Source organism: Algoriphagus jejuensis (assembly GCF_039523455.1).
Classification (GTDB): Bacteria; Bacteroidota; Bacteroidia; order Cytophagales; family Cyclobacteriaceae; genus Algoriphagus; species Algoriphagus jejuensis.
Genome location: NZ_BAAAFI010000043.1, coordinates 94,409 through 106,837, shown reverse-complemented (window position 1 = coordinate 106,837; position 12,429 = coordinate 94,409). Strand labels below are relative to the sequence as shown.

The 12,429-nt window shown below is 48.9% G+C and carries 8 protein-coding genes; all 8 read right to left on the bottom strand.

The genetic code is table 11. From position 1 onward, the window contains the following. Positions 1-270: 270 nt before the first annotated feature. The 8 genes from pelA to ABD031_RS17270 all read right to left on the bottom strand — a co-directional run bounded on the left by pelA (position 271) and on the right by ABD031_RS17270 (position 12,323). Positions 271-1,365, bottom strand: coding sequence for a pectate lyase (gene pelA, locus ABD031_RS17305; protein ID WP_343853760.1), 1,095 nt, complete (start codon positions 1,363-1,365; stop codon positions 271-273). Between the two features lie 23 nt (positions 1,366-1,388). After that, positions 1,389-2,777 carry a nucleoside hydrolase-like domain-containing protein gene (locus tag ABD031_RS17300; RefSeq protein ID WP_343853757.1) on the bottom strand — a complete coding sequence of 463 codons (1,389 nt, stop codon included), beginning with the start codon at positions 2,775-2,777 and terminating at the stop codon, positions 1,389-1,391. Between the two features lie 32 nt (positions 2,778-2,809). After that, the gene (locus ABD031_RS17295; RefSeq protein WP_343853756.1) at positions 2,810-4,195 is read right to left on the bottom strand and encodes a pectate lyase family protein; all 1,386 of its coding nucleotides are present in this window, start codon (positions 4,193-4,195) and stop codon (positions 2,810-2,812) included. A gap of 47 nt (positions 4,196-4,242) precedes the next feature. Further along, positions 4,243-5,802, bottom strand: a complete 1,560-nt coding sequence (locus tag ABD031_RS17290; protein WP_343853755.1) for a glycoside hydrolase family 140 protein — start codon at positions 5,800-5,802, stop codon at positions 4,243-4,245. A gap of 7 nt (positions 5,803-5,809) precedes the next feature. Beyond that, positions 5,810-7,276 carry a nucleoside hydrolase-like domain-containing protein gene (locus ABD031_RS17285; RefSeq protein WP_343853753.1) on the bottom strand — a complete coding sequence of 489 codons (1,467 nt, stop codon included), beginning with the start codon at positions 7,274-7,276 and terminating at the stop codon, positions 5,810-5,812. Positions 7,277-7,402: 126 nt separating this feature from the next. Beyond that, a complete protein-coding gene (locus ABD031_RS17280) occupies positions 7,403-9,454 on the bottom strand; it encodes an aceric acid hydrolase (protein WP_343853763.1) in 2,052 nt (683 codons plus the stop codon). 63 nt (positions 9,455-9,517) lie between these two features. After that, complete coding sequence (locus ABD031_RS17275) at positions 9,518-10,906, bottom strand: pectate lyase family protein (protein ID WP_343853752.1); 1,389 nt, start codon at positions 10,904-10,906, stop codon at positions 9,518-9,520. Between the two features lie 121 nt (positions 10,907-11,027). Further along, positions 11,028-12,323, bottom strand: coding sequence for a nucleoside hydrolase-like domain-containing protein (locus ABD031_RS17270; RefSeq protein WP_343853751.1), 1,296 nt, complete (start codon positions 12,321-12,323; stop codon positions 11,028-11,030). Positions 12,324-12,429 lie beyond the last annotated feature (106 nt).

Below are 12,429 nucleotides of genomic sequence, written 5' to 3'. Positions count from 1 at the left end.
TTCCCTTAGTTGGCCTAGGCCAACTAAGGGAATGGGTTGATACAAAGTTTAAACCCTAGACACAGTTTAATGAACTATCCCCAGGCACCAAGTCTTACTCGGGTTTGATTTTTACTATTTTGTTGTCGCGTAAAACAACCAATTCAGAGTTCTTCATCTTCTTGAATTCTAAAAGCTTCTCATATGCAATTTCAAGCCCTTTTAGTATTTTAATTTTTTCTTCAGTTTGTATTTCACTTGTTGTCATAGTGGTGAACGGTCGGGTCTGAACTAGTTTTCAACCTTCTCTTTCCAAGCCGGATATTCTTTCAAAAGCTTTTCCGGTGCGTTGGTGTACCAACTGTAGCCATTTCTTCGCTCGTAGCCGATCTCCGCGAGGGTGCTTTTCTTAATACCATCCCGGTCGCAGAAGTAAGGCTTTTGGGTTTCCATGTCGTAAAAGCGTGCCCACAATGCGGGGGCTTTCGCATCCGCAATGACTACCCGGTTCTTTTTTCCTTGCGCGTCGGTTTCGGTCTCCAGACTGATTCCCTCAATCCTATGGGCTTCAAACCACCGCACCGCCCCATCTATGGAAGCGATGACTTCCTGGGATGGATTGTCCAAATCCATCAGCAACAGCACGATACCCACGGACTCCGAACCGCTAAAAGAAGCCAGTTCGTATGCCCGGGCATTTGCCGGGGCGAGCGTCTTCTCATCATGCTGCGCACACCAGACGGTAGGCGATCCATCCACCACGATCTGCGTCTTGAGGATGCAGTCGATCCCCGCATCGAAGGACTTTTGAGCTTTTGCTGTTAAGTCCGAATTCAGGTTCATTGCTTCGAAAGCCTTATTTTGAGAGTAGATCTCCTTGAGAAACTTCATCGTGTTCACCATCGCGTCGTCGTTGTAGGTGATGTGCATGGAATAGTCCCCTTTCCCACCCCGAATGGGAAAAAACTGTGGCCACCCGCCATTGGGATATTGGGAGATGAAGATGTAGTTCAGGCCCTTTTCAAAAGCCTCTTTGTAGCGGGGATCTTGGACCTGCGAGTAAACTTTCGCCAAAAATCTCATCTCGGTGATCGTCGCGCCGTTGTCAAATGTCGCTCCGATCTTTGCTCTATTGGCCTTGAATTCGGCCTTTTCAGCCTCAGACAGGGGTTTGTGATAGTCCTTGTTTTTCTCCCAGCCCCCTATTTCTTTTTGAGTAAGCAATACATTCTCGGCAACGGCTTTCGCTTCAGCCGAACCATACCAGGCTTCAGGCATCTTGGTCGCCACATTCTTCCAGCTCATGATGAGATAGTCGGCTTGCTGGGCGTAGGTGGCAGTGGCTGCAAGTGCAAAAAACAAGGTGAAAAGAACACGTGTTTTCATGTTTTTTCTTTTGAGACTTAGGCTCATTTTCCCTCCAAGATAATCCTTTTGTAAGTAGTCAAGGTAGGAGCGCCATTGTCTGTGACTTCACAGATCACATGCAGTGTCTTTCCTGAGAAATCGCTTGGCAACTCAAGTTTTATCGAATTTGCATCGCTCTCCGGGATGGAAACTTCTCCCTGATACGTACCTGCTTCAGGGACAATCCACCAGTTGAAGCTCAACGCATCGCCCTCGGGATCATGAGATTTGGAAGCATCGAGAAGAATGGTTTCGCCACTCTTTGCCTGCAATTTCAGTATCTCTATCCCTGCGTTTTTGTTCACTACGACGATAGGATTCCGGTTGCCTTCGCCGTCCTGAGCCCAGTCCATCCTCGCCGCAAAATTATTGAAGGTCGCCGGATAGAAGTATGTCGAATACTTTCGCGAAGTGTCATAGACCGGCGACTGATGGTTGGTAAACGAACTGGTTTCCTTGTCGTCCGTCAGCCCCTTTTCGAAATAGCCTCCCCAACCCACTTGGCTTGGTACCATGGGGTCATTGAGTCCATTGGGCATGAGGTGCAAAAACGCCGGTGTATCGCCCTCTACCCCATACTTATACTTGGGATACACGGTACCGAGATTGCCGTGATTTTGGATGTGGGCGGCATATTCTTCCCACTTGCTTTTTCCCGTTCCGTTTTGGTATTTCCAGGCTGACTCATCCCAGATGAAGAGCATATCCTCGGAAAACTCCCTCCTCATCCATTGATGTGAGCTGATGGCATAGTCTGTCTTTTGGCCTCGGTCCTGATCTGTGATCGTATAGGTAGGAATCTTGTGCAGGAAAGTCTTCAATTCCGCCTCAGTCCTGCTCTCCTGCACCTGCCAGATCGCCTGCGCCAGGGTGTTTCCGCCGCCCCAGACGGTGATCCAAAGCGGCCGATCATCCTTCTCGTCGGCAAGCTGAATGATCAAGTCAGATCCTGCCGAGTTGTTGCCTTCGCCGATAAACTTGTTGCCCATGTTTCTGCTTCCAAAGACCGTGATGCTGCGCAGATATGCCGGACTTGGCCAGTAGCCAATCTTCTGCCGGGACTCATCGGCCAGGAAACCCTGTTGATTGGAGCGCTTGATCAGATTTGGGACGTCCTTTTCATAGGCATCTATCGCCTCATGGATCAAACCCATAAAATCCGTGTGGAGGGTATCCATGCTCCAGCCCGTGGTGAAGATCAGGCCCTCGATCTCATACAGATCAGCATGAACCAACAGCCTCACCAACGACTCGCTGTCATCAGTTTCCCAGGTAGAGACGTCTGTCAAGACCACCATTCTGGGCTTTTGGGGAGCATTTTTTTTCTTTTGCTGCGCAAAGACTGCCGGCACAACCAATAGAGCCAGGATAAAAAGAAATATATTTTTCATGAATTGTAAATAGTTTGATCCTATTGAATGGGTCACATGAGGGAATTAAGATACTTCTCCAACATTGTATATCCGTCTTTTGCCAATGTATTTCGATCACTGGATTTGTTGGGATTGAGTCCATTTCGCTTTTCCCAATCATCTGGCATGCCATCATGATCGGAATCTACCGGGGCAGAGCTACTTTGCAAAACCGGCCATCCGCCCACATCTTCCTGGGAATCTATGATCCCGGACTTCTTCGATTGGTCTGCAACCTTGTGGTCCTTTTTGTAGGTGGCCCCTTCATAGGAGGCGATGCCCTTTCGGACTTCCTCTATGATCCTTAGGTCCACGGCATCACGCTTGGGAAAAACTGCTCCGGCATTGGCTAGAACCGCAGTGAAGGCTTCTTCGGCAGTCTGCTGATGGATCTCCATGGAAGGCCAAGGCTTATCCAATTTGAGACCCTCGAGGTATTCGCTGCCATCTTGCGGATGCATGCCGAGCCAGTTGTCCCCTGAAATTCTTTGGTTCCCTTCCAGGACATTGCCTGCTACATACCACTTGCCGTAATCTTCGGCTTTGTTGCGGGACCAAGGGGCGGCGAGTCGTTGGCTGATTTGTCCCGGTTCGGTTGCCGGCCCGGTCTTGTAATAATTAGCCACCATATTGATGTTGGTGAAATTGAATTTGGCATTGCCCAATTGATTCACTTCACCTCCATAGGTGGACTCATAGCCCCAATTGAAAACCACATTGTTTCTATAATCGATATTTCCCCCTCCAGATGCAAAGCGCGGATTGCGGTTGGAATGACTTGCGATCAAATTATGGTGATAGGTACTGTAATTCGAACCCCAGATCCCGCCAAAACCATGGTTGCCTTTGACATGATTAGAGTTATAGAGACTTTCTGAAACCACACACCATTGCACAGTCACATTTTTACCATGGTAGATAGACATAGTTTCGTCGATACTCCAGCTGGCAGATATATGATCCAAGATCAGATTGGTGGTATATCTGCTGGAGATCGCGTCAGTTTCCCCTCCCGATTCACTCCCCAGTCGCACCCTGATGTATCTGATGATCACCTCATCGGCATCTATCATGAGTGGATAAGCCCTGAGGGTAATTCCGTCTCCAGGAGCCGTTTGCCCGGCTATGGTGATGTAGGGATTTTTGATCCTCAGATCGCTTTCCAACTTGATGGTGCCTGACACTCTGAAAACAACCGTCCTAGGCCCTTCCGCCTCCACTGCTTCCCGAAGGCTTCCGGTACCGGAGTCGTTCAGATTGATGACTTCATATACTTTGCCACCACGACCACCCACGGTGTATTTGCCGTAGCCTTCGGCAGTTGGGAAGGCCAATTGCTGCCCGAAGCTACACAAGGCAATGAATGCCAAAGCGATACTCAAAATTGTTTTTTTCATAAACTGTCTATCAAAACCATGTTCGTCACCACTAGCAGGTGAGCTAATCAGTTTGCGACCAGAAGGACCAACAAGGCATCCTCCCAATTTTCTGGAGGCACCATTTCCCTCGATTCATTTACCTTAAAAGATCCTATCTCCACTCGCTCACCATCTCTGGGATAAAACCAATAGGCTTGGGCATCTTGGTCGAGTATATTAGTCACGCGGGTAGATGAGTTGTTGGAAAAGTAAACCAAGGCCATCTTATTATCCGAGGTTGTCACTGCTGTTTTTAAGCTTTCTCCTTCTCCTACGCCAGAAATGACACTGCCATTGGGTATCCATTCATACCATCTGTGATCAGCTAAAAACTGCTTGCCCACCACTGATACTTGTGCTGCCCCGGAAAAATCCAAAGCCTGCTGCCATGTATATCCACAATTGTAGTCTCCCTCATTCCCTCTCATGCTCCAAATCGGTGCGGCTCCATAGGTATGGCCAGCCCCTCCGGCAAAGAAGGTTTGGTAGAACTGTCTTCGCACACGAACAGGCGTCACCCAGCCGCATTCATGGCGATAGGTGCCATATTCATAGGAGCCTTCGAGAAATAAACTCGGCTTGACCGGGTTTTTCAATTGGTAATCATCCAACATTGTCCGATAGACATCATCTACTTCCTTCCACACTTCCACACCATTGGCATCTTGCCAGACATCTTCATGAAACCACTGGGAGGAGCCATACGGAGCATCACCATTGGGATGGTAGGAAAGAAATACTTGATCCCATGCCGAATGTTTCTCATCCCACTTGGGGCTTTCCCCGGTGACACCGCTTACAATGCCCTCAGCCATGGACCGATAGATTGCGCGAAAATCAAATTCACTGTACTTCTGATTTTTGTCAAATGCCGCAAATTGGGCCTTGGTATCTCCACCCAATACCCAGATGATGTGGGGCTCCGCAGCATATCGCTTGCCTATAAATTGCCCGTAATCCTTGGCTTCCTCTTCATTGTATTCTCCAGTGCCTGAAACCAATTGGGCAGCCCAGCAAGGTAGCAGCGCCAGATACATATTTCGTTTTCTGACTGCTTCGACCACATAGTCAGCATGGTCCCAATAATCATTGGGGGAGGTAGGACTTCCCCCGGCGACTACCAAAGGTTCTGACGTGTTCGGAGCATTTTCTTCTCCTGTAAAAGGTCGGTGACCATAGGCATTTGCGGCATTGTCCGGACTCCTTTTTAGTCCACCACCGTGAGGGGACCAATGAGCAACTGCTTGAATCACTGTAAAACCCAGTGCCTGACGGCTATCCAGATAGAGATCAACTTCCTCTCGGGTCAATTGTTGGAACATACCCCAACCTGTATCCCCGATCCAGAGAAAGGGAGTTTCATCGTGATGCTGTATAAAATGGCCGTTGGGTGAAACAGCCAGTTTCCCATGATCCCAAGGGGCTTGGGCGTATGAGCTGGCATAGCAAAAAAGCACCAGGATCAAAAGTAGATATTTATTCATTATAGGTTCGATTTCATTTTTTCCCCATTCAATTTTCATCAGATAGCTGGTCTTTGCTTTTTCAATGGGATCCACGCAGACTTTGCGATATTTCCTTTCCATGTAAGATTTACCTCTCCACCTCTATTATCACTCGCTGATATCTCGTAAGTCGTGGGACACCGTTGTCAGTGACGGCGAGTATGATGTGCATCGTTCCTGTGCCGGGAGGCATGACACGGCTTGTCTTGACATTCAGCCATGCTTTCTGCTGATCGAAGCCAATGATATCGTGTTTTACCCCGGAGTCGGAACTTGACATTCCGCGAGTTCCCGGTTCTTCGTAGCAGAACCACTCGTAGGAAAGCAAATCCCCATCAGGATCTGAAGTACCAACAGCACTTAGATCCACCCGTTGGCCTGGCTTGGCCTTGATATATGCCGGATGATCTAGCTTTACCACAGGTGGGTGATTGGCCTGTTCATAGGATTTGATTGTCCAATCCATCCTGGCGGCGAAATCATTTTGATAAGCCTCGCGCCAGCGCCAAATAGTCGCATGGTTTGTCGTGTGCCACTCTCCGTCTTTTCCCAATACTTCGTCTTGAACGTTGGTCCAGATCGGTCTTGTCTCAGGCTCAAAAAACCACTTCTCGGTTTTGGGAGTATAGAGCTCATAGCGTCCTCCCCAGCCACCCCAGTTGGGATGATCTGGACTGTTCAAGCCATTATTGATAAGGTATAGGAAAGAGGGGGTATCGCCTTCCATCATGTATTCCCAATGGGGGTATACTTTTCCCAGGGGACCTTTGCGGCGGATATTTTTTTCAAGCCATTCATTGGTTACGAGTCGGAAATCTGCCCCAACAAAGCGTCCATGAAACTTGTCTCCTCCAATGGCTATCCATGTGGCATGGTGATATGCACCACCTCCGTTACTTCCTGGGGTAACTATGTAAAATAAGCCTGGAAACTCTTTGCGAATCCACGGCCCGCTGTTGTCCTGATCAGAGATGGCATAAACCCGGAGTTTTGCAACAAATTTAGCTACATTCTCTTCTGAGCGGGTAGAACGAACCTTGTACAGTGTTTGAGCCAAGACGCTCGGTCCTCCCCAAACTGTCACCCAAACAGGTCTTGAATCCTCTCGATCCACCACCTTGATCAGCTCCTCAGATCCAGGAGAATCCTTTCCTTCCCCTACTCCGTCCATTCCTCCAACAGGAATTCCCTGAAAGATTCTGGATTTCAAATATTTAGCATCGGGAAATCCGGGCTCATGAAGTTCCAAGTTGTCACGTACTTCACCGTAGGCTTCTACGATCTGATGGATACGCTCGGGATTGACGGCGTCTTTCACCTCTGTCGCGACAAGCCCCTCTATGTCCAGCTGATTGGAATAGGTCATCAACCGGACCATCGACATTTGGTCGTCCGGATCACCACCTATATCTGTGAGAACAAACAACCTTGGTTTTTCTTGAGCCATCATCAAATGAGGCCCAAAACAAATCATGAAAAGCCATACCGGAACAAACTTCACCAACTCACTTTTAAGAGGCAAATTCACTGTCCAATTGATTCCCGATCTATTCATCAATATATTATTAACTGGTTTTCAAAGATTTAGAAGATAGAATTTAGACACATCTTCAACATAGTATTTCCGCGTTTTGCCATCGTATTTCCACGAACAGTATTGGTGGGATTTCCTCTGATTCCTTTACTTTTTCAAAGGGATCCAAACTGACATCTCGGATTTGCCTCGATTTCCCCAGGCAAAATAGGGTACCAACCGAATCTCAAATTCTTTGAGCTCAGTCTTGGAATCAATGGGCCGATACAGCTCATCTTTCCAGTTTCTATCAGGCTGGAGCAAAGCTTTGCCTCGCAGGAAAGTGATATCAGCGTCAGCGAGTTGCTCTTTCACGGGTTGCAATTGGATATCAGAAGGAAGCTCGACGTCAACTATCCTCGCTCCTACCACGTCCGGTGACTCGATGCAATAGACGATTGGCCCTCTCATCACTGCCACCTGATTTCGGGTCTCTTCTATCAGCGGATTCGCTTCCATCAAGCGAACCGGCATTGGAAGGGACAATTCGATCACATCTCCTTCTTTCCAGTTTCGGTTTAGGCTTGCATAGCTTCCGGAAGTGATTTTTTCGGACATCTTTTCTCCATTTACCTTGATCTCAGCATGTTCTGCCCAAGCCGGGATCCGCAGATCGATGGCAAATGGACTTGCCGAAGCTTTTTCAACTTTCAGCTTAATCGCACCATCCCAAGGGTAATCCGTCTCCTGATTAAGCTCCACTTCGGAACCATCCAACAGCTTTGTCTTCAGAGAATTGCTTCCATACATATTTACAACCAAGCCTTTTTTGGATAGCGCATAGGCATAATTCTGGGATTCTGCGACGGTCCTCACTACATTGGGAGGACAGCAGTTGGACTTGGCAATATAGGGTTCCCGCTCCTTGGACCAGCGAAACTCAAAAGGCAAATCCTCATCAATTCGCAAGGGATTGGTGTAGTTGAAATTCGTGCCGCCAAGGTCGGTGCCTGACAGGACACTGTTGAGCAGGCTCAGTTCGAGGATGTCTGCAAAGCGGCTGTCGCCGGTGATCAGCAGCATCCGGTGATTCCAGAGTACATTGCCGATGTTGGCACAGGTTTCATTGTAAGCGGCTATGTTGGGCAACTCGTAAGCTTGACCATAGGCTTGATGCACCTGCTGGATGATGGGCTGGTTGTAGGTGGTTCCATTTGGAGACACCCCGTCGTACAGTGCGCCGGTGGCTCCGGTGATGTAGAGTTTCTTGGTCACGACATCCTCCCAGATGCTCTCCAATGCCATCATGAGCGAATCCTCACCAGTCTCCGCATAGAGGTCTGCCACCCCCGCATAGAGATAATTGGCGCGAACCGCATGTCCCACTGCCTCGCGCTGCTGGCGAAACGGTATACGGTCTTGGTTATGATCTGTCCCATCGGAGATCATTCCCCGAATGTCTATCATCTTCTCCGCCAGCTCGAGATAAGCCTCATTTCTGGTGGTGCGATACATTTCGATCACTCCCATGTAGTGTGAGGGACAGATGGCATTTTGGGCTTGTTCGGCCGTCGCATCTTCATGATAAGCAAGGAGAAAATCCGTCGCTTTGATGGCAATGTCCAGGAAATTTGTCTGGCCAGTGATCCTATAATGCAAACTCGCGGCGGTCATCAAGTGGCCCATATTATAGGTCTCGAAATTCATCCTGTCCTGAAACTCAACAGCCTCCGCGGGATTGGTTCGCTGCTTGATCAAAGTCGAGGTATGGATGTAGCCGTCGCTCCGCTGTGCCGCCGCGATCACAGGAATGATCCGCTCCAGTTCCTCATAATATCTCGAATCTCCCGTGGTGGCATATACCGACACGAGCGCTTCGAGAGTTTTGTAAAAATCCCCGTCGTGAAAAGGCGCCCCGCGATACCGTCCCTCCTTGAGACCGGCGGCTATTTCAAAGTTGAGAAAGGCATGGCTCAAGGTGTCATTTTCATAGACATGAAGCATGTTCATGGCCATGGTATCCCGGCTGACTTCTGCCCATCTCCCCCAAAATCCCCCCGTCCAGTGCACCGCATCCATATCAACTGAAACCTGCTGGGCATAGGGACTTTTGGAAGTATTCACCATCGCTTTGTCTTGGGCATCTACTGGGATGGAATAAGCCAGCAGTATGCAGCTAAAGATGCCTATACATTTCTTCATCAGTCTTTCTTGGGTCATGGTCACTTTCTAATCAGGTTTTCCGATCCGAAGTATCCGAGTTATTTATGCAATACTTTCTAGCTACTTGATCGAATTGAGATACGTTTCCAACATGGTATATCCCTCTTTGACGAGGTTTCGGTCAGAAGGGTCTGAGGGGTTCAAACCATTTGCATTTTCCCATGCATCTGGAATCCCATCATGGTCGCCGTCTTTTGGAGGCGGTACGCTCTTCAGTTCAGGCCATCCGCCCACATCGTTTTGGGAGTCGATAATTCCCGATTTTTTGGAGGTATCGGTCAAGGTGATCCGCTTTCTATAAGTCCCGCCCTCGAAGGTGGTAAACCCGCCTTTGGTTTCATTGACGATTCGGGTATCGACTGCATCCCGCTTGGGTAGCGTAGCACCGGCATTGGCTAGCACCAATTCAAATGCCTTTTCTGCCGACTGCTGATTGATGGGCATTGATTCCCAAGGCTTTTCCAACTTGACATATTTCAGATTTTCTTTACCACCCTGGGGCTGTACTCCCCCATCCCAATTATCAGCCGTCACACGCTCATTCCCGATCATCACATTGTCTGCCACGTACCACTTGCCAAAATCACTGACGTCCTTCCGCATCGATGGATTGGCCATTCTGTGGGAATTTTCGCCTGCCTGGGTGGCAGGTCCTGGCTTGTAATAATTGCCTACCAAGTTGATGGTAGAAAAGGTGAAACGAGGATCGTCACCCTGTTTGTTTTCCCCGCCATAGGTGCTGTTATACCCCCAATTGTAAAGGACGTTATTTCTGTAGTCGGTATATCCAGAGCCAGAGGCCATCCGCGGGTTTCGGCTGCCGTGATGGGCCAGGAGATTGTGGTGATAGGTCCCAAAATTGGAACCCCAAATACCCCCAAAGCCATGGGCTCCTTTGACATGGTTTGAATCATGCATGCTTTCGGAGATTATGCTCCACTGCACGGTGATGCTGTCGCAATGGTAGATCGACATGGTTTCGTCCACACTCCAACTCGCGGAGATATGGTCCAAGATGATGTGCTTGGTATATCTGCTGGAAACCGCATCAGCGTCATCGCCGGATTCATTGCCCAGTCTCACTCTCAGGTAGCGGATGATGACATGATCCGCCTCGATGACCAACGGTTTCTTTTTGATACAAATCCCATCTCCCGGCGCCGTTTGTCCGGCAATAGTGATGTAGGGGTTTTTGATCCGCAGGGCGCTTTCCAGCTCTATGGTGCCAGACACTCGAAAGACAACCGTTCTGGGTTCGGAGGCATCAACCGCCGCCCTCAAACTCCCCTCTCCGCTATCGTTCAGGTTGGTGACTTCATACACTGCCCCCCCACGACCGCCTTTGGAAAACTTGCCATAACCCTCAGCGGTAGGAAATGCCAGCTGCTGAGAAAATGTCGACGTAAAGGCAAAAAAGGCCAGCCCTGCTATTAATATGATGTTTTTCATGTGTTGGGTCTATTGATAATTTCTGCTTTTTGAGGAAGCAAATTCTACTTTTCAGGTGTCTCCATTTTTCGGCATTCGTGAACAAAGCGTGATAAACGTCGACTCAAAACCGGAAGCTCAGTTACTTCTCGAGCCATTTCCATCTTTCTGCCCAATCGAGCAAAAACTCCTTCCTATGTTTTGAGATAGTTTTTGCTCCCTGTTGATCTTTAATGAATAGTGCCGGATCCTTCCGGTCGCTATACCAATTGGGCCTCAAAGGATAATCATCCGGTGAAGGCGTCCCTGGCCAAGGATCAATGCTTACATAGCTCCCAGTCAATCCGTCCAATTCAGCGATCGCACTGCTGGTCTTATAGCTTCCCTTTTCTGGCTTTTTCGAAGAATACTTCACTCCATAGATCCCATCTCCCAAGTAGAATCCAGGCCAGATCTGATTTTGGACTTCGAGTTCAAACAGCACCGAATCTTCCGAAACACTTAATTCCGGGCCGGTAAACCTCCACTCTATCGTGCCGTAGGCCGCCACGGTATCCTCCAAAGTACTCCCGTCGACAAATACATTTCGCGAACTGCGATCGATCCTTTCAAAACTTCCTCCCCAGCTTTCGCCAGTGGGATCATCAGGATTACCGTTTAGCAGGTAGGCCAGCGATGGCGTATCTCCCATCTTGATCTCACCTTTATAGTAGTTGATAAAGTCCTTGCCCATAGCGCCGCGGCCCTGGATGTAGTTATCGTGAAAAGCGTCGCCTTTTACATCCAAGGGAGAATCTTCGTCCATAAACCAGCCCCTATAAGTGGCATTGGCCTCGATCATCCAGAGATCCGGATGATGCTCGGCGATATAGGAATAGGCATTGATGCTCCACTTCTTATTTGGCCCGCCTATCCAATACACCCTGATCTTTTCCTTGATCTCAGGAGCATCGTGGAGCGCCTGCGCGACATCCTCGATCCCACCCCAGACGAGCACCCAAAGAGGCTGATCGCTTTTCTTCTTGGCACATTGGATTATCCACTCTGAGCCTTCCGTCGCAGAAGCATAGCCTTTGAAGGGGGCCGCTTCTTTTTCGCCTTGCTTGGTGATAGCCTGCAGGGAATTGGGGCTGGGAAGCTGCGGGGCATGGGCAAGGAGTTGAGGGTAATCTTGCTCATAGAGCCCGATTATGTCCAGGATGTCTTTTTTGCTACCCTCTCCGAAAGGAGAAGATATCAGGCCTTCCAACTCTACCTGATCCGCATACATCAGTAGGTGGATCATGGATTGGAAATCATCAGGGTCTGTGCCGCCGATATCAGAACTGATGAGTACCCTGGGCTTGGAAGTCTCTATTTCAGATCCCTCACAGCTGAGCAAAGTACCCACTGCGACTATCCCCATTATTCCCAAACCAATAATCCTGATCCATTTCATACTACTTACCTGACTTTTATTTGACGCTATATAGGACATTTCACCCATTCACCCGAAGATTTGGTACGCTCGCCCCAAGCTAGACTATGGCCAAATGTATCAAAAA

What these genes read in the sequence shown, in the direction of transcription:
- pelA (WP_343853760.1), bottom strand. Translation starts at nt 1,365, where the DNA reads ATGAAAACACGTGTTCTTTTCACCTTGTTTTTTGCACTTGCAGCCACT.
- ABD031_RS17300 (WP_343853757.1), bottom strand. Translation starts at nt 2,777, where the DNA reads ATGAAAAATATATTTCTTTTTATCCTGGCTCTATTGGTTGTGCCGGCA.
- ABD031_RS17295 (WP_343853756.1), bottom strand. Translation starts at nt 4,195, where the DNA reads ATGAAAAAAACAATTTTGAGTATCGCTTTGGCATTCATTGCCTTGTGT.
- ABD031_RS17290 (WP_343853755.1), bottom strand. Translation starts at nt 5,802, where the DNA reads ATGGAAAGGAAATATCGCAAAGTCTGCGTGGATCCCATTGAAAAAGCA.
- ABD031_RS17285 (WP_343853753.1), bottom strand. Translation starts at nt 7,276, where the DNA reads ATGAATAGATCGGGAATCAATTGGACAGTGAATTTGCCTCTTAAAAGT.
- ABD031_RS17280 (WP_343853763.1), bottom strand. Translation starts at nt 9,454, where the DNA reads ATGACCCAAGAAAGACTGATGAAGAAATGTATAGGCATCTTTAGCTGC.
- ABD031_RS17275 (WP_343853752.1), bottom strand. Translation starts at nt 10,906, where the DNA reads ATGAAAAACATCATATTAATAGCAGGGCTGGCCTTTTTTGCCTTTACG.
- ABD031_RS17270 (WP_343853751.1), bottom strand. Translation starts at nt 12,323, where the DNA reads ATGAAATGGATCAGGATTATTGGTTTGGGAATAATGGGGATAGTCGCA.